At 62.8% G+C, this 18,329-nt stretch carries 15 protein-coding genes; 7 read left to right on the forward strand and 8 right to left on the reverse strand.

Features of this window, described 5'->3' with window-relative positions; genetic code table 11:
• Positions 1-231: 231 nt before the first annotated feature.
• Positions 232-624 (forward strand): DUF4148 domain-containing protein, encoded by a 393-nt coding sequence (locus KYT87_RS28945; protein WP_219991420.1) that lies wholly within the window; start codon positions 232-234, stop codon positions 622-624.
• Between the two features lie 201 nt (positions 625-825).
• The gene (locus tag KYT87_RS28950) at positions 826-1,947 is read left to right on the forward strand and encodes a saccharopine dehydrogenase family protein (protein ID WP_219991421.1); all 1,122 of its coding nucleotides are present in this window, start codon (positions 826-828) and stop codon (positions 1,945-1,947) included.
• Positions 1,948-2,045: 98 nt separating this feature from the next.
• Here KYT87_RS28950 and glcC read toward each other — a convergent pair whose 3' ends face one another.
• Entirely contained in the window at positions 2,046-2,810 is a 765-nt protein-coding gene (gene glcC / locus KYT87_RS28955; protein WP_046802929.1) for a transcriptional regulator GlcC, read from the reverse strand.
• A gap of 238 nt (positions 2,811-3,048) precedes the next feature.
• On the opposite strand from glcC, the gene KYT87_RS28960 reads away from it, so the two are divergent.
• The 3 genes from KYT87_RS28960 to KYT87_RS28970 all read left to right on the forward strand — a co-directional run bounded on the left by KYT87_RS28960 (position 3,049) and on the right by KYT87_RS28970 (position 7,206).
• Entirely contained in the window at positions 3,049-5,229 is a 2,181-nt protein-coding gene (locus KYT87_RS28960) for a malate synthase G (protein ID WP_219991422.1), read from the forward strand.
• A gap of 183 nt (positions 5,230-5,412) precedes the next feature.
• A complete protein-coding gene (locus KYT87_RS28965) occupies positions 5,413-6,030 on the forward strand; it encodes a TetR/AcrR family transcriptional regulator (RefSeq protein ID WP_219991423.1) in 618 nt (205 codons plus the stop codon).
• Positions 6,031-6,348: 318 nt separating this feature from the next.
• On the forward strand, positions 6,349-7,206 hold the full coding sequence (locus tag KYT87_RS28970) for a cysteine hydrolase family protein (RefSeq protein WP_104142510.1): 858 nt from the start codon (positions 6,349-6,351) through the stop codon (positions 7,204-7,206).
• 143 nt (positions 7,207-7,349) lie between these two features.
• On the opposite strand, the gene KYT87_RS28975 is transcribed toward KYT87_RS28970, so the two are convergent.
• The 5 genes from KYT87_RS28975 to KYT87_RS28995 form a co-directional block, all read right to left on the reverse strand.
• The gene (locus KYT87_RS28975) at positions 7,350-7,973 is read right to left on the reverse strand and encodes a TetR/AcrR family transcriptional regulator (RefSeq protein WP_120157296.1); all 624 of its coding nucleotides are present in this window, start codon (positions 7,971-7,973) and stop codon (positions 7,350-7,352) included.
• Positions 7,974-8,100: 127 nt separating this feature from the next.
• Positions 8,101-8,412, reverse strand: coding sequence for a DUF4148 domain-containing protein (locus KYT87_RS28980; protein WP_046802924.1), 312 nt, complete (start codon positions 8,410-8,412; stop codon positions 8,101-8,103).
• Between the two features lie 99 nt (positions 8,413-8,511).
• On the reverse strand, positions 8,512-8,823 hold the full coding sequence (locus tag KYT87_RS28985) for a DUF4148 domain-containing protein (protein WP_104142507.1): 312 nt from the start codon (positions 8,821-8,823) through the stop codon (positions 8,512-8,514).
• 227 nt (positions 8,824-9,050) lie between these two features.
• The gene (locus tag KYT87_RS28990; protein WP_219991424.1) at positions 9,051-9,791 is read right to left on the reverse strand and encodes a bifunctional 2-polyprenyl-6-hydroxyphenol methylase/3-demethylubiquinol 3-O-methyltransferase UbiG; all 741 of its coding nucleotides are present in this window, start codon (positions 9,789-9,791) and stop codon (positions 9,051-9,053) included.
• Positions 9,792-9,866: 75 nt separating this feature from the next.
• Positions 9,867-10,844, reverse strand: a complete 978-nt coding sequence (locus tag KYT87_RS28995; protein WP_046803122.1) for an AraC family transcriptional regulator — start codon at positions 10,842-10,844, stop codon at positions 9,867-9,869.
• Between the two features lie 142 nt (positions 10,845-10,986).
• Here KYT87_RS28995 and KYT87_RS29000 point away from each other — a divergent pair, with 142 nt between their 5' ends.
• The gene (locus KYT87_RS29000; RefSeq protein WP_120157298.1) at positions 10,987-13,206 is read left to right on the forward strand and encodes a TonB-dependent siderophore receptor; all 2,220 of its coding nucleotides are present in this window, start codon (positions 10,987-10,989) and stop codon (positions 13,204-13,206) included.
• Between the two features lie 7 nt (positions 13,207-13,213).
• On the opposite strand, the gene KYT87_RS29005 is transcribed toward KYT87_RS29000, so the two are convergent.
• Complete coding sequence (locus KYT87_RS29005) at positions 13,214-14,380, reverse strand: mandelate racemase/muconate lactonizing enzyme family protein (RefSeq protein ID WP_219991425.1); 1,167 nt, start codon at positions 14,378-14,380, stop codon at positions 13,214-13,216.
• 113 nt (positions 14,381-14,493) lie between these two features.
• Here KYT87_RS29005 and KYT87_RS29010 point away from each other — a divergent pair, with 113 nt between their 5' ends.
• The gene (locus tag KYT87_RS29010) at positions 14,494-15,393 is read left to right on the forward strand and encodes a LysR family transcriptional regulator (RefSeq protein ID WP_219991426.1); all 900 of its coding nucleotides are present in this window, start codon (positions 14,494-14,496) and stop codon (positions 15,391-15,393) included.
• On the opposite strand, the gene KYT87_RS29015 is transcribed toward KYT87_RS29010, so the two are convergent.
• Complete coding sequence (locus KYT87_RS29015; RefSeq protein WP_219991427.1) at positions 15,394-18,186, reverse strand: GLUG motif-containing protein; 2,793 nt, start codon at positions 18,184-18,186, stop codon at positions 15,394-15,396.
• Positions 18,187-18,329: the final 143 nt, after the last annotated feature.

Below are 18,329 nucleotides of genomic sequence, written 5' to 3' on the forward strand. Positions count from 1 at the left end.
CCACCGACCACAACCTATCGTGTCATCAGATGGAAATATCGCCATCTATGGTGCCATCCGGTGAAATCCACATCGATTAGTACATTTTTTGGAAAGATGTTTTCAGGTAATAAGGGTTTATCCCGAGGTTGTTTGAGCACAGAATGCATCTCATCGGGACACAGCAAGCGAACCCCGGGCAATGACGCCAGCGGTTCGAATCCCAAGCTCACAAGACACCGGAGGTCTGCTATGAAAACCCTTGCTACCGCATTGATGCTGTCCATGTCCGTTCTGGCCGCTGGCGCGCAAGCCGCCGAAGCCGACCAAGCCCCCACCCGCGCTCAAGTGCAAGCTGAACTGCAACAAGCCAAGGTCTCGGGTCAATACACGTTTGGCGAAGAAGGCTACCCCGCCCCCATCGCCCAGAAGTCCAGCCTGACCTCGCAACAAGTTCAAGCTGAACTGGCCCAAGCCAAGAACGCCGGCAAAGTCACCTTCGGCAACCTGGACTACCCGCCCGTCGCCGCCGCTGAACACACCACGTCGCTGAGCCGCGCCCAAGTTGAATCGCAACTGGCTCAAGCCAAGGCAGAAGGCCTGGTGACCTTCGGCAACATGGACTACCCCCCCATGGGCAGCTGATCCACTGGCCTGAAAAGGCCGTGACAGCCCCATCGAAAGCCCCTCGGCAAACGCCCGGGGGCTTTGTTTTTGACGATTCGACTACTTATTAAGTCGTTTTGTCGATAACTTAAGCCGTTACGACGCTTTAGGTTCTACAAATCGACAGCACTCCCGCATAGGATGAGGCCACCCCATCCCCCCATCCGCAGGAGCCGCACCATGTCCACGTCAGCCACCCGCCCCATCGTTTTGCTGGGCGCCGGAAAAATCGGTTTTGCCATCGCCTTGATGCTCGAACGCAGCGGCGATTACTCGGTGCTGGTTGCCGACCAGGATCCAGCCCGGCTGGGCGTGCTGGCCGAATTGGGCTGCGAAACGCGCCAGATCAGCGACGACGACTCGGTGGCGCGTTGCATCGAAGGCGCTTACGCCGTCGTCAACGCCCTGCCGTTCCACCGCGCCACCGCCATAGCAGGCCTTTGCGCGCGCGCGGGCGTCCATTATTTTGACCTGACCGAAGACGTCGCCAGCACCCACGCCATCCAGGCGCTGGCGGGCGATGTGCAAAGCGTGTTGATGCCGCAATGTGGCCTGGCGCCGGGCTTCATCGGCATCGTCGGCAACGCGTTGGCCCGCCGCTTCGACACCTTGCTGGACTTGCGCATGCGCGTGGGCGCCCTGCCGCGCTACCCCTCCAACAGCCTGCGCTACAACCTGACCTGGAGCACCGAAGGCCTGATCAACGAATACTGCAACCCTTGCGAGGCCATCGTCGACGGCAAACTAACCAGCGTGCCCGCGCTGGAAGGCTACGAAACCTTTGCCTTGGACGGAGTTGAATACGAAGCCTTCAACACGTCGGGCGGACTGGGCACGCTGCCCGCAACGTTGTTGGGGCGCGCCCGCAACGTCGACTACAAGTCCGTGCGCTACCCCGGCCACTGCAACATCATGAAGTTGCTGCTGAACGACCTGCGGCTGCGAGATCGCCGCGATCTGCTCAAGGATATTTTCGAGTCGGCCATTCCCACGACCGAGCAGGACGTCATCGTGATCCAGGCGTCGGCATCCGGCCATCGGCACGGCCGGCTGGAAGAAGAGTCCTATCCCATCCGCGTGTTCGGCGCCGATGTGGACGGCCACCGCCTGAGTGCGATCCAGCTGTCCACCGCCGCCGGCATTTGCGCCGCGCTGGACCTGGTGGCGCAAGGCGTCTTGCCGCAAAAGGGCTTTGTGGGCCAGGAAGCCATCGACCTGGACGCCTTGCTGAACAACCGCTTTGGCCGCGTCTACGCCGGCAAGCCGCTGGCGCTGGCCGGCTGCGCAACGGCCGACCGTTAACACGCCATGCCCGTCGGGCCGACAAGGCCCGCGCCCCAGCCCAAGCCCAAGCCCCAGCCCGAGCCCAAGCCCAAGCCCCAGCCCCAGCCCATTCGGCGCTACGTCCAGCCTTCCAGACGCAGCGTCGCGCGCACCAGGCGCTGTTCTTCCTGTTCGATATCCGACAAACTCTGCCGCACGCTGTCCACATGGTCGGCGGCGGCTTTGCGCGCCTGTTCGGGCTGGCGCCCCGTCACCGCGTTGTACAGCCGGGTGTGCTGACGGTCGATCTGCCGCTTTTCCGGTTCGCGGTGATACAGGTTATTGACGCATGCAAAAACCGACCCCAGCAGCAGGTCGGTCAGCGATTGCAGCGTATGCACCAGCACCGGGTTGTGCGACGCCTCGCAGATCGCCAGGTGAAACGCGTGGTCCAGATGGGCGTGCGTGGCTGTGTCGGTGGCCGTGCCCTGCGCGGCAACCATGTCGTCATAACGCCGGCGGATCATGATGAAGTCGGCTTCGGTGCCCCGGATGGCAGCCAGCCGGGCGGATTCCGCTTCAAGCAACGAGCGCACTTCCAGCAGGTCGTACAGCGTGCGCGGCTGCGAATTGAACAGGTGCATCAGCGGCCCGGCATCCACCTTCGAGATGTGCGCCACGAAGGACCCCTTGCCTTGCGCGGTGTGAATGATTTCACGCGCGCGCAGCAGCTTCAGGCCTTCGCGCAGCGCGGTGCGCGACACGCCCAGCTTTTCGGTCAGCCGCCGTTCAGACGGCAAGGCCTGCCCCGCCTTGAGCACGCCATCCAGGATCAGGCGCTCGATTCGCTCGGCGACTTCATCCGCCACCTGGCGAGGCTTTTCTTCTGTTTCCGCGTACATGCAATCTCCGCACCAGTGGTATGACCAAGCCGGCCATGGGGTTTCGGCTATCCGCCACACCTCTGTAAGGTGCTGATATAAAAACATAAAAATTGCCTGCCTGTCTTACGGCGACTAAATAAACTGGTATGACCAGTTGGTTTTCGGGTAGACATGGGCGCGGGTGCGAACGATGATGTCAGGACAGATTCGCCCGGCGCCCGGCGCCGGCCAGCCCTTCTTACCGCTAGAGACCCGCATGACTCAACGCACCCAGCAACACGGCCTGCAAGTGGCGGCCAATCTCACCCAATTCATCGAACAGGAAGCCCTGCCCGGCACCGGCCTGGATGCAGACAGCTTCTGGCAGGGTTTTGCGGCGCTGGTACATGACCTGGCGCCCAAGAACCGCGCCCTGCTGGCCGAACGCGACCGTCTGCAAGCCGAGCTGGACGCCTGGCACCGCGCCAACCCCGGCCCCATCGCCGACCCGGCCGCCTACCGCAAGTTTCTGGAAAGCATCGGCTACCTGCTGCCCCAACCGGCAAGCGTGCAAGCCACCACCGACAACGTCGATACCGAAATCTCGCAGCAAGCCGGTCCGCAGCTGGTCGTGCCGATGTCCAACTCGCGCTATGCATTGAATGCCGCCAACGCACGCTGGGGCAGCCTGTACGACGCGCTTTACGGCACCGACGCCATCCCCGCCACGCCCGGCGATACGGGCAAGGGCTACAACCCCGAGCGCGGCGCCGCGGTCATTGCGCGCGCACGCAGCTTTCTGGACACGGCCGCCCCGCTGGCCAATGGCTCGCACGCCGATGCGCAAAGCTACACCGTTGAAGGCGACCAACTGCGCGTCAACCTGGCCAAGGGCGTGGTCACCGGGCTGAAATTCGGCTCGCAATTCGCCGGCTACCAAGGCGACGCGTCAGCCCCCACGGCCATCTTGCTCAAGAACAACGGCCTGCACTTTGAAATCCAGATAGATCGCGCCAACGCCATCGGCAGCACCGACGCCGCCGGCGTGAAAGACGTGCTGGTCGAAGCCGCGCTGACCACCATCATGGACTGCGAAGACTCGGTTGCCGCCGTCGATGCCGACGACAAGGTGCACATCTATCGCAACTGGCTGGGCCTGATGAAGGGCGACCTGACCGAAGCCGTCACCAAGGCCGGCAAAACCTTCACGCGCAAGCTGAACGCCGACCGCCAGTACACGCGTCCGGATGGCAGCGCGCTGACCTTGCACGGCCGCTCGTTGATGTTCGTGCGCAACGTGGGCCACCTGATGACCAACCCGGCCATTCTTGACCGGGACGGCCAGGAAATCCCCGAAGGTATTCTGGACGCCGTCGTCACCAGCCTGGCCGCGCTGCACGACCGCACCGCCAAGCTGAATTCGCGCACCGGGTCCGTCTACATCGTGAAGCCCAAGATGCATGGCCCGGCCGAAGCGGCCTTCGCCAGCGAATTGTTCGACCGCGTCGAAGACCTGATCAAGGTGCCGCGCAACACCCTGAAAATGGGGATCATGGATGAAGAACGCCGCACCAGCATCAACCTGAAAGCGTGCATCGGCGCCGCCGCATCCCGCGTGGCGTTCATCAACACGGGCTTCCTGGACCGCACCGGCGACGAGATGCACTCCAGCATGGAAGCGGGCCCGATGCTGCGCAAGGGCGACATGAAGTCCACCGCCTGGATCACCGCCTACGAACGCAACAACGTGCTGGTGGGCCTGGACACGGGCCTGCGCGGGCGCGCCCAGATCGGCAAGGGCATGTGGGCCATGCCCGACCTGATGGCCGCCATGCTGGAACAGAAAATCGCCCACCCGAAGGCCGGCGCCAACACCGCCTGGGTCCCCTCGCCCACCGCCGCCACGCTGCACGCGCTGCACTATCACCAGATCGACGTGCAAGCGGTGCAGAAGGAACTGGAACGCACCAAGCTGGACAGCGTGCGCGACGACTTGCTGGGCGGGCTGTTGAGCGTGCCGGTGGGCGATCCGTCCAAGTGGTCCGCCGCCGACATCCAGCAGGAGCTGGACAACAACGTGCAGGGCATCCTGGGATACGTCGTGCGCTGGATCGACCAGGGCGTGGGCTGCTCGAAGGTGCCCGACATCCATAACGTCGGCCTGATGGAAGACCGCGCCACGCTGCGCATTTCCAGCCAGCACATCGCCAATTGGCTGCGCCACGGCGTGACCAACCAGGAGCAGGTCACGGAAACTTTCAAGCGCATGGCCAAGGTCGTTGATGGCCAGAACGCCGGCGACCCGCTCTACCAGCCGATGGCCGGCAATTTCGACACGTCGCTGGCCTTCAAGGCGGCCTGCGCACTGGTGTTCGAAGGCTTGACGCAGCCCAACGGCTACACCGAACCGTTGCTGCACAAGTACCGTCTGCAATTCAAGGCCGCCGCGCAGGCCTGACCGCCAATCGCGCGGATCATTGCACACCAAACCGGGCAGCTTGAGCTGTCCGGTTTTTTTGCTCTGCATCAGGCTCGCGCCAGCGCATGTGGACTGCCGACCGGCGGCTGGCGACTCGCGACTCGCAACTGCCCGCAAGAAAATAGCCGGCAAATTTCGCACGACCGTGCTAAATTCCGCTTCATGACTGCCAGAACGGAAAAAAGCGAGCTGACCTTCGCGGCCATTGTGGACGCGGCCTTGGCCATGGCCGCCACCCAGGGCATGGAAAGCCTGTCGCTGGGCCAGGTCGCCAAGCGGCTGGGCATCAGCAAAAGCGGTGTGTTTTCCCGCGTGGGCTCGCTGGAAGCCTTGCAGCAGGCCGTGCTGGACGAATATGACCGCCGCTTTGTGGCGGCCGTTTTCACCCCTGCCATGGCGTACCCGCGCGGGCTGCCCCGCTTGACCGCGTTGGTATCGCTGTGGGTGGAACGCGCCAGCAACGTGGAAATGGCCACGGGCTGCGTCTACGTGGCCGGCGCGTTCGAATACGACGATGTGGAATCGCCGCTGCGCGCCTTGCTGGAAAACAACCTGCGTCGATGGCGCGCCGCCATGGTCCGCACGGTGCGCCAGGCGCTGGACGCCGGCCATCTCCGACCGGATACCGACCCCGAACAACTCGTCTTCGAGGTGTACAGCCTGATGATCGGGCTGATGCATGACGCGCGTTTCCTGCGCGATCCGCAAGCGCCCGCGCGCGTGCGGGCGGCCTATGACAGGCTGATATCAACGTACCGCAGCTTCACGATTTCAGAATGACGGGTGGCGTGACAGGCGTGCAAACACGCCTGTGGCTCGATCCGGATTGATTTGACGCAGGCGGCATCGTCCGCCCCCCTTGCCGGCCGGTGCCGGCGTTTTAATCGCTCAATTTCGCACGGCCGTGCGAAATATGGACAGGAGCTTGTCATGTGGATACTGATCGCGCTGGCCGTCTTGGCCCTCATCGCCTGCCTCTGGCGGCAATGGACGGCGCTGCTGCGTCAATTGCCCGACCGCGCCGAACATCTGGTCCTGTTCTAGTGAACAACGGCGATCCCGGTCTATATTCCGGTTTAGTCCCAATCGAATTTCGCCATGCCGCGTTCCGTCCATCTACTGATCGTCGATCCGCAGAACGACTTCTGCGATTTGCCCGAGCCCTACCTGCCGCGCGACCCGCTGACCGGCCAAGCCACGCGGCCCGCGCTGCCCGTGCCCGGCGCGCATGCCGACATGCAGCGGCTGGCAAGTTTCATTGACGCCACCGCCTCCGCACTGACCTCGATCACCGTAACGCTGGACTCCCACCATCGCGTCGACATCGCGCATCCCACGTTCTGGCACACCGGCAAAGGCGAGCCCGTCGCCCCCTACACGCCGATAACCGCCGCGCAGCTGCGCGCCGGCCAGTTCGTGCCACGCCATGCCGACGACCTGCCCCGAACCGCCACCTACCTGGACGAACTGGAAGCACGCGGCCGCTACACGCTGATGGTGTGGCCCGTGCATTGCGAGATCGGCACCTGGGGGCACAACGTGCATCCCGACGTGCGCGCCGCGTACAACCGCTGGGAAGACGCCGGCCAATTCATCGTGCGCAAGGTGCCCAAAGGCACCAACCCGTGGACCGAGCACTACAGCGCCTTGATGGCCGAAGTGCCGGACCCCGACGATCCGCGCAGCCAGTTGAACCGCGCGCTGCTGGGATCGCTGGATCGCTCAGACCTGATTCTGGTCGCGGGCGAGGCCGGCAGCCATTGCGTGCGCGCCACCGTCGAACATCTGGCCGAGCATCTGCCCGGCGGCAACCTGTCCCGCATCGTCCTGCTGACCGATTGCATGAGCCCCGTGGCCGGATTCGCCGACGCACAAACCGCGTTCTTGCAACGCATGCGAGACCTGGGCATGCAAGAACGCACCAGCGTGGACATGGCGCGCGCGTTGCAACACTGATCGCGCAATGACAACGGCCGCCTGCAAATGCCGGGCGGCCGTGATGGGAAATCGGATTCACTGCTGACTGCTGGCTGCTCAATGCGGAGCGCTGACCGGCGCGAAAACCCGCGCCGTCGCGATTTTTTTACGTCTGGCCGCAGTTACACAGTGGGTGCGGATTCGGATGCGGCTGCGGCGGGCTTGGCTGCCTTGTCGCACTCCACATACAACGCACGGATGGCCTCGCACAATGCGGGCGGCTGCTGGAATAGCCGCGACACCAGCAGGCAACCTTGGACGGTGGCAAACACCGCGCGGCCGGCCGCATCGGCCGTACCAGAGAACTTCAGCGTCCCTTGCGCCGCGCCTTCAGCCAGCACACGCGCCAGCCAGGCTTCGTGGGCACGGAAAAATCCCTGCAACGCGCCGCGCACGCGGTCGGACAGGCTCATGATGTCGGCGGCCAACATGCCGCCCAAACACAGTTCGCCCGAACCGCAAGCCCGCGATTCCATCATCGACAGGTATTGCTCCAGCTGCGCCTGGGCAGGCTGCGCGGTATCAATGGCACGGACGGCGCCCAGCGCGCGCGCGCTGTAGGCCTCGACTGCTTCATACAACAGGTCGTCCTTGCCGGGAAAGTAGTAGTGGATGCTGGACGTCTTCACGCCCACATGCTCCGCCAGATCGCGGTAGCTGAAACCATTGCATCCGCGCGTGCGGATGAGCTTCTCGGCGTGCGCCAGCAGCAGGTCTCGGGTGGTGTTGGGGGTCGGGGTGTCCATGGCTGAATATTACCTACTAATAGGTCGGTCCGTCATTGGTGGCCGCCCTAGGGTGTGGGCCTTGGCCCGTGCGAACCCCGGCCGGGAAACATCCCGCCCCCCGGGGTTCGCATGTGCCGGCATCGGCTTAGCCTTGCACGGGCGGGTAGTCCAGTTCGCCGCTTTCGGTCAGGCCTTGAGCGCGGGCAGCGGCCAATTCCTGCTTGACCTGTTCGCGGCTCTTGTCGGCGCCAACCGACGCGAATGACGTGGCGGCGTAGCCTTCTTCGCCCGACACCAGCTGCCCATTCGCGCGGGCGGCGGCCAACTCTTGCTGCACTTGGGCACGCGTCACGGTGCTGGCGGTGTTCAGTTCAGGCGGATAGTCCAGTTCGCCGGCTTGAGCGGCGGCACCGATGAACGAGGCGGACAAAATCAGGGCGGATACGAGGGTCTTCATGGTGAATCTCCAGTAGAAAGGGATGCTGCGTGATGCGGATCAGGGGTACGTCGCGTTTGTGAAGCTATCTATGACTAGATAGACAAGCGCGTAAAAAAATCAGCCTTGAACGGGCGGGTAATCCAGTTCGCCGCTTTCGGTCAGGCCTTGAGCACGGGCAGCGGCCAGTTCTTGCTTGACCTGGGCGCGGGTCTTGTCGGCGCCAACGGAGGCAAACGCGGTCGCGGCGTAACCTTCTTCACCGGACACCAGCTCGCCATTTGCACGGGCGGCGGCCAGTTCTTGCTGCACTTGGGCACGCGTCACGGTGCTGGCCGTGTTCAATTCGGGCGGGTAGTCCAGTTCGCCGGCTTGAGCAGCGGCACCGATGAACGAGGCGGACAAAATCAGGGCGGATACGAGCGTCTTCATGGTTGATCTCCAGATGAATAAACGAGGCTTGCGTTGATTCGATTAAGCTACGGTTTTTGGTTTAGCTATCTACTTGTAGGTAGACAACCGGGGAAATAAAAAAGCGGTCCTACTGTATTTCTGGCTTCGGCGTCAGCGGCGTTTTGCGTGTGCTGCGTCGATGGATGGATCTTACCTACTACTAGATAGACAACGCAAGTGGGTTTTGTGAAACCAAATGTTTCGGCCTATCGGGTCGCCGCCACCAGCACCATCATCGGCCGATCCCTCTCTTCGGCAAGCGCGGGCTGGGCGGCCAGTTGTTCCTGGGTAGGCGCCCACTCTTGCACGTGCGCGATGGTGAACCCGGTCTGGATCAGCAAGTTCAGATAAGCGCCCAGCGTACGGTGCTGCTTGATGACGCCCTTGGCCAACCAGTCCGTGGTGCGCGGCCCTTGAACGGCGTACTGGTTCAGCGGCCAGATGCGCCGGCCCGAGGCGTCCTGCACGAAGGCGGGGCTGGCGGGCGCCGTGTAGATCGGGTGTTCCGCCGAGAACACGAAACGCCCGCCCGGCACCAACGCTTGATGGACGGTGGCAAAAAGCTCAGCCAGCCGCTCGATGTAGTGCAGCGTCAACGAGCTGTAGGCCAGGTCGTAAGCCGCCGGCGGCAGTTGCAGTTGTTCCAGGTCGGCGCGCTGATACACGATGCCGCCGGCGGCTGCCGAGGCAGGCGTGCCACCACGAGCCCGGTCCAGCATGTTTTGCGACACGTCCAGACCCAGTATCTCGCTGGCGCCCTGCGCCTGCGCCCATCGGCAGAACCAGCCGAAGCCGCAACCCAGGTCCACGACGCGGCGGCCCTGCAACGGTGGAATCAGCGCGCGCAACGCCGGCCATTCGGGCGCGCCGTCCAGGCCGTGCACCGACCGCGCCATCTGGCTGTAAGCCTCGAAAAACTCGGCAGTGTCATAGATGTTTTGCGTCATGGTGGTGTGCCCCTTGCGATGCGCCAACGCAGGCCCGAACCGGGCTCGGCAAGACTTGGCCGGCGTTGCTGCACCTTACCAGGACCGTGGCGACGCGCCATAGCGCGCCTTGAAGACCTTGCTGAAATGGCTAAGGCTGGAAAAGCCGACCTCGCCCGCCGCCTGCGTCACGCTCATGCCTGCTTGCAACAGATCCGATGCGCGCGCCAGCCGCATTTCGCTTAAATACGCATGCACCGATCTGCCCACGCATTCACGCATCAACTGCTGAAGCCGCTTTTCAGACAGGCCCACTTCCCGGGCAAGGCGCCCCGGCGGCCAATGCTCGGCGCAGCGATCGCGCAATAGCTCGCACGCGCGATGCACGCGTTGATGTTCGTGCGCCAAGGGGCCCGCCAGCGCGTCGGGCAACGACAGCAATTGCACAAAGGCCGACAGCATTTCCAGCGATTTGGCGCAATACCAAAGCCGCCGCGCTTCCGGCGCGGGTGGGGCCTCGCCGGTCAGGCTGCCCGCCAGCGCCAGCAAGCTGGTCGGAGCATCCAGCGATGCCACCAGTGATCCTTGCGCCGGCACGCTGACGTCGCGGTGAAACCGCTTGCGCAGCAGCGCAACCGGCATCGAACCACTTGCGCGCGTCAACGCGTCCGGCGTGTAGCGCACGTCTATCATCCGGACGCGGCGATGGGCCGGCAGGTGGGTTGCCCAGCCGACGGCGTGTTCGTGGTTGAACAAAAGCGCCGCGCCACCGGCCACCTTCAGGGGCTCGCCGCCTTCCACCGCCAGCACAGCCTCGCCTTCCAGCCAGACCTGCATGCCGAACACCGGGGCGCCCGGCGCGGGAATCGTCAGCGTCCGACGGGGCGATCCGTCCAGCACCACCAGGCTGACGCCGTCGTCCACCCTCAGCACGCGCTCGATCACGTCTTCCCAGTCGTCCGTGGCCGGTACGGTCGGCAGCGTGCCGCGCCACCACTCGTGCCGCTTGGGCGGTGCGGTGCTGGGCTCGGGCAGAGACAGAATGGGCAAGGGCGCGGCGGCGCTGGCGGGCATGGGAAAGGGGCGCAAAAACGGGGCAGCAGCAAAACCGTCAAACGGCGCCGAAAAAACGTCAGACAGCAAAAGCGGGATCTGGAATCATGCCGACGCACAGAAATGATTCTTGTTAATTATAAATTGATCCAGGGGTAACACCGTGTCCTTTTCAGTCAAGCCGCTGCCGCTGGCGTTGCTGGCCGCCCTTGCGGCGTCCGCATCCGCCTCTGCCATCGCGCAAACCGCCCAGCCCGCCCAAGCCACCGGTAACGGCGTCACCACCCTGGCCCCCGTCGTGGTGCAAGGGGTGCGCGACGCGTCGCCGACCTCCGGCGCGGACTATGTGGCCACGCGCAGCCGCTCGGGCACCAAATCGGATGCCGAACTGATCAACACGCCCCAGACGATCAACGTCATTACCCGCAAAGAAATGGACGAGCGCGGCGTCACCTCGGTCGCGCAAGCCGTGCGTTACACCCCCGGCGTCTTCGCCCAATACGGCGACAACGACGTGCGCTATGACTGGCTGACCGTGCGGGGCTTCACGCCGTCGCGCTATCTGGACGGACTGCTGCTGCCCTTCGGCGCGCGCGGCTATTCGCAACCGCGCATCGACACCTACGGCCTGGAACGCATCGAAATCCTGAAAGGCCCGTCGTCCGGACTGTATGGGCAAAGCGCGCCAGGCGGCCTGGTCAACATGACCAGCAAGCGCCCCACCGCCGAACCCATCAATGAAGTGGTGTTGCAGGCAGGCAGCTTCAACCGCTATCAAGGCGCGTTCGATTTCTCGGGCCCCGCCGACGAAGAAGGCAAGTTTCTGTACCGCTTGACGGGCACGCTGCGCGACAGCGACACGCAATACCAGCACGTAGACGATGAACGCCAGTTCATCGCGCCCAGCTTCACGTGGCGCCCGTCATCCGACACCAGCTTGAACGTCAGCGCGCAGTACCAGAAGATCACCAGCCACGGCGGCGGCGGCGCCCCCGTGCTGCCCGTCATCGGCACGCTGGAAAAAAGCGCCACGGCGGGCTACATCCCGCGCGACCGCTTTGTCGGCGAGCCCGGATACGACATCTTCACCAACGAACAAACCATGGTCGGCTACACGCTGGACCACCGCTTGAACGACACGTGGAGCCTGCGCCAAAGCGCCCGCTACACCAATGTCGACACCAACACGCGGCGCGTGCAGATCGGCGCCATGGTGTCGGACACGCAGGCCATCCGTTACGCCTGGGCGTTTCCGGAAACGTCGCATACCTTCCAGATCGACAACCAGTTGAATGCCAAATTCAACGCCGGTCCCACGCGCCATGACATCACCTTCGGCCTGGACTACCTGCGCGAAAAATCCCGCTATAACGAAAGCAGCCTGGGCCTGATGCTGCCCCCGGCCTCGCCGCTGTTCAACGTGTTCGACCCGGACTACGGCACGTCCGTGACGCGCCCGCCCACGGCCACCAAAATCAACATGACGCGCAGCCAGTTGGGCCTGTACGCGCAAGACCAGATTGAACTGGACCGTCTGCGCTTCACCTTCGCCGGCCGTTATGACTGGACCGAAGGCACCACCGACAACGGCGTCGCGGGTAGCGGCGGCCAATGGGGCTGGACGTCGCGCAGCGCCGATGCCGACCGCTTCACCGGCCGCGCCGGCGTGACCTACCGCTTTGACAACGGCATCGCGCCGTACTTCAGCTATTCCACGTCGTTTCAGCCGATGACCGGCATCACGCGCGACGGCTCGCCGCTCAAGCCCACTACGGGTGAGCAATACGAGGCCGGCGTGAAATACCAGCCCGAGGGCTACGACAGCTTTGTCACCCTGTCGGCCTTCCAGATCACGCAGAAAAACGTCAGCACGCCCGACCCGGTCAACACCAGCTTTGTGGTGCAGACGGGCGAAGCGCAGGTGCAGGGCATCGAGCTGGAAGGCAAGGCCAGCTTTGACAGCGGGCTGGACCTGACGATGTCGTATGCGCTGAGCGATAGCGAAGTCACCAAGACCAACGTCGCCGCCCAGCGCGGCAACCAGATGATTTTCGTGCCGCGCCATCAAGCCGCGCTGTGGGCCGACTACACCCTGCGCGAAGGTCCGCTGCAAGGCGTCGGCGTGGGCGCGGGCGTCACGTACCGTGGCGGCTTCTACGGCGACTTGAACAACCGCTACGCCCTGCCCGCCGTCACCCTGGTGGACGCCGCCATCCGCTACGACCTTGGCCGCGTCAGCCCCACCCTGGCCGGCGCGCAAGTCGCGCTGAACGTGTCCAACCTGTTCGACAAGCGCTACGTCGCCAACTGCCTGGGCACGGCCGTTAGTTGCTACTGGGGCGCCGAACGCACGGTGATGGCGACGTTGCGGTATCGCTGGTAGGCCGGCCCTACGCCGACAATTGCCGCATGACGGCGATCAGGTCCGACTTGCCTTCGAACCCGATGCCGGGAAGTTCCGGCATCGTGACGTAGCCGCCGTCGACTTTCACACCATCGGGAAAGCCGCCAAATGGCTGGAACAGGTCCGGGTAGCTTTCATTGCCGCCCAGGCCCAAGCCCGCTGCAATGTTCAACGACATCTGGTGGCCGCCGTGCGGAATGCAGCGGCTGGCCGACCAGCCGTGCTCGCGCAGCATGTCCAGCGTGCGCAGATACTCCACCAGCCCGTAGCTCAACGCGCAATCGAATTGCAGCCAATCGCGGTCCGGGCGCATGCCGCCGTATCGGATCAGGTTGCGCGCGTCCTGCATGGAAAACAGGTTTTCGCCCGTCGCCATCGGGTTGTTGTAGTAGTTGCGCAAGGTGGCCTGCAACTCGTAATCCAGCGGGTCGCCCGCCTCTTCGTACCAGAACAGGTCGTACTGCGACAGCGCCTTGGCATACTGAATGGCCGTATCCAGATCGAAGCGGCCGTTGGCGTCCACCGCCAGCTTCTGCCCGTCTTGCAGCACGCTCAAGATGGAATCGATGCGGCGCAGGTCCTCGTCCAGCGACGCGCCGCCAATCTTTTTCTTCACCACCGTGTAGCCACGATCGATGTAGCCGCGCATTTCATCCTTGAGCTTGCCGTGGTCCTGGCCCGGGTAGTAATACCCGCCGGCCGCGTAGACAAACACGCGGCGGTCGGCTTGCCCATTGCCGTAGCGATCCGCCAGCAACTGGAACAACGGCTTGCCTTCGATCTTGGCGACCGCATCCCACACCGCCATGTCGATGGTGCCAATCGCCACCGAGCGCTCGCCATGGCCGCCCGGCTTTTCGTTCGTGAACATCGCGCCCCAGATCTTGTGCGGGTCCAGATTCTTGCCCGTCGCGTCCACGAGCGATTCTGGGTCGGCTTCCATCACCCGCGGAATAAAGCGCTCGCGCATCAGCTTGCCCTGGCCGTATCGGCCATTCGAATTGAAGCCGTAGCCCACCACCGGCTTGCCGTCACGGATCACGTCGGTGATCACGGCGACCAGGCTCAGCGTCATCTTGCTGAAATCGATATAGGCGTTGCGGATGGGCGAGCTGATGGGCAGCGTCTGTTCGCGGATCTCGACGATTCTCATGAGGTGTCTCCTGATGCGCCGACTGTGGCGGCGCGGGTAAGTTCAGAACCCCTAGCGTAGAGGCGAATACCCGCACTAAGATTCACCCATATTCATTTGATTATTAACTTTCAGTGAAAACCGACATCGCGTCCGAATTGGAGTTCTTCATCCATCTGGCCCGGGTGGGCAGCCTTTCGGCGGCCGCACGCGAACTCGACCTGACGCCCCCCGCCGCCACCAAGCGCCTGGCGCTGATGGAACGGCGGTTGGGCGTGCGGCTGGTCAACCGCAGCACCCGGAACCTCAGCCTGACTCCCGAGGGCGAAACCTACCTGTCGCACGCGTCAAAGATCCTTGAAGACCTGCGCGCGATGGAAGACGCGGTTTCCAGCAGCGGCGGCACACCACGCGGCCCGCTGAAAGTGAACGCCACCTTGGGATTCGGCCGCACCACCATCGCCCCGCTGGTCTCGGACTTTGCCAAGCGCTATCCCGACGTGCAGGTACAGCTGGACGTGACGGACCGGCCGGTGGACCTGGTGGAAGGCGGATTCGACCTGGCGATCCGTTTCGGCGAACTGCCCGACAGACGCCTCAGCGCCCGGCGCGTCATGTCCAACGGCCGCTTCCTGTGCGCGTCCCCGCGCTATCTGGACAAGCACGGCACCCCCGCCACGCTGGCCGATCTGGCCTCGCACCGCTGCATCCTGCATACGCAAAACGACGAAGCACACGGCGTCTGGCGATTCACCCGCGAAGGCGAAAGCGTGGCAATCAAGGTGGATGGGGCGCTGTCCAGTAATGACGGGGATATCGTGCTGGGCTGGGCACTGGACGGCCATGGCATATTGATCCGCTCGGAATGGGATCTGGCCAAGTATTTAAAAAGCGGACGGCTGCAAGTGGTATTACCCGACTACACGCTGCCGTCCGCCGACCTCTTTGTGTATTATCCGCAACGCAGAAATCAAACTGCCCGGGCCAGGGCGTTTATTGATTATCTGGTTGAGGTGTTTCAGCGGGCGGGATGATTACCAGTCGAAGGTGCCTTGGTCGATGCCAACTTGGGGGCCGTCTTCACCGTCAACAGCGCCGGAACCCAAGGATTGGCGGATTTCGCTGATCGATCCATAGGAATCGGGGTGGACATTCCATCCCACCAAACTGCCCTTGATACCGTTGCCCGAGACGGCTCCGCTGGAATAAGACTGCTCGATCACGCCGGTATTAAGCCCGACCAATCCCCCCACTGCGTCCTGATCGTGTCGCCCTATGGCGTTGCCGCTAGCGTACGAATTCGCGATCAAACCGTCGTTGCCGCCTACCAGCCCGCCAATCGTACCGATCGGATGCCTGGGGTTGTGAGCGCCGGCAGTCGCCGTACCGCTAGCGGAAGAATCGCGGATCGTTCCGCGTCGCGTGTTCTCTCCGACCAAGCCCCCTACCGCGCTATCCTGGCCGCCATTCGCATCGCCCGATGCGTGGCTGCGATCGATCAACCCGGCGTTATTTCCGACCAACCCGCCCGCGCCTCGGAAGAAGGAACGGGTTGTTGCGTTTCCTGATGCCCGAGAATCGGTGATTATCCCTGTGTCCGTATTGACTCCAGTCAAACCGCCGGAGTCATAATCTCCAACGGAGTTGCCGCGAGCACGGCTGTTGCTGATTTTGCCGCGATTAACGCCGGCCAGCCCTCCCGAATAGAAGGTGGAAGTGACATTCCCCGTTGCGTAGGAATGTTCGATCGTTCCCTCGCGGCTGTTTGTACCGACCAAACCACCGCTCATCGCCAGCCCCCCATGAACGTCTGCTGTCGAATAGGAATGCGCGACGCGCCCGGCGTTGTCGCCGACCAAGCCGCCGGCGTCTCCGACTTGACCGCTATAGACGGAAACGCCTCGCACCACGGTGCTGGAATGTGAACGAAGCACCTCGCCCTCGTTGAAGCCCACAAGCCCCCCAAGCGAGTCTCTGTATTGCGACGTACTGATCTGGCCGGAAGAGTGGGCGTACTTGACCACACCATGGTTGGCGCCAACCAGCCCCCCAACGGAATTGAATCGGTCGGGGCGGTCGACGGAAATGTTCTGGTTCAGCACGCCGATATTCCGGAGCACACCATAGGAAGCGCTGAATACTCCCACCTGTCTTACGGTATTCGAGGAATCGAATTTAATCGTCAGATTGTCGATCGAATGTCCCAAGCCAGTCAGCGTCCCCGTGAATCTGTCTTTGGTGCTCCATCGATCTCCTCCAATGGGAGCAAATCCCCTGCCCGCATTCCAATCCGCCGTCTCGCTCGCGTCGATTTGGTTGGCCAAAGCGTAGTGACCGTCCAGACCCTTCTCAATGGCCTGAAGCTCATGCACATCGCGGATAAGTTGATAATGCTGCCCGTTGATACGCAAGCTTGCTTGTGACCCCGGCAACGTCACTGCGACATCCTTGCCCAGGATATAGTCCGCGTCCGTACCGTGGTTTATGACAACCCCCGCCTTATCCCCACTTGCTTCGACATTCGCATTCAGCCGCACGGATTTATTGGCATCCAGGCTCAGCGTAGTGTCAGCATCCCAGCTGATCTCTTCCAGGACGCGAATGTCGGCTTGGGTGGATGTCAGCGCAATATTGTTGTTGGCCAACTGCTGGTTCAGACGCTCGCCACTGATGCCGCTGACCAACGGCACTTCCTGCGTTGTCACGCTGATCTGATCGGCTTCAAGCGTCAACCAGCCGCCGTTGCCCGCGGCCGCGCGCGTATCAACTTGTGCGCTGCCTTCCATCTGCACTTGCCGACCTTGGACCAGAACATTGCCGCCGTCGCCTTCGCCGCCAGCTGTCGCCAGTAGATTGCCCCGCAGGTCCACGCGTTGACCTTGCACCGTAATATCGCCAGCACTGCCACTGAACGCGCTGGCGTTCAATGTGCCTGCGGCCAATACCGTGCCTTGCACGCCACCGTCCAGCACGATATTGCCCGAGCGGCCATTCAAGCTTTGTGCTTCGATCAGCCCTTGGTTGTTCACCACCGCATGCGCCACGGCATCGCCGGCGCGCGCTTTAAGCGTCACTTGGCCACCTTGCGCCGTCAGCGCGTTGTGGTTGCTGACCAGCGCATTCAGGGTGTCCTGATCTATCTCCACGTTCAGCAGTCCATCGTCTGAAGCACCGAGCGTAATTCGTTTACCCGCCGCCAGCGCGATGGCGCCCTGCTTTGCGCGGATAACACCCTTGTTTTCGACCTGCCCGCCCAGCAACGCGATCGTTCCGCCCTCCGTCGCGACCAACACGCCTTCGTTAACAACGCCTGCCGGTGCCGCGCGATCGCCGACAAAGCGCAGTATGTTTCCTTGCATATCAATATTGCTCAGGTTCAGTGTGGACCCCACCAACCCGCCCACGTTGACCTTTGCCGTCTTGCCGAACAAGATGCCGTTCGGATTAATAATGAACACGCGGCCGTTGGCGTTAAGCTGGCCCATGATCTTGCTGCCGTCGTTGCCGATGACGCGGTTCAGTGCAATGGCGTTGACGTGCGGCTGGTGAAAATCGACCCGACTACCCGAGGCAATATTGAAGCTGTCCCAATCAATGGACAGCTTGTAGGTGGTCTGCTCGATTTTCTGCGACAGGCGATTGGGTTCGGAGATGCTGGCTTGCCCGATGGTGATCTTGCCGCCCGAGGGCAGATTCTGGGCATAGGCCGCACCTGCAAGCAATAGCATCGAGGATGACACGCCCGCCAAAATCGGCAATGCCGTTCTCAATAGAGGGCGTGCACGTCGTTGTCTTTTATTCTTGGTGTTAAGGCCGCGGTGAATCATTACGTTCTCCTCGTCTTGATAATCCAGACGAGGCTAGCACGCGATATAGCGGAAACGCGAAATCATAAAATCGGCAACTTAATAATGATGATTACGCTGCATATTTCGTATTCTTCTTATTGATCGAATATAAAAAAAGCCCC

Source organism: Achromobacter sp. ES-001, from assembly GCF_019448355.1.
In the GTDB taxonomy this organism is placed as follows: Bacteria; Pseudomonadota; Gammaproteobacteria; order Burkholderiales; family Burkholderiaceae_B; genus Achromobacter; species Achromobacter spanius_B.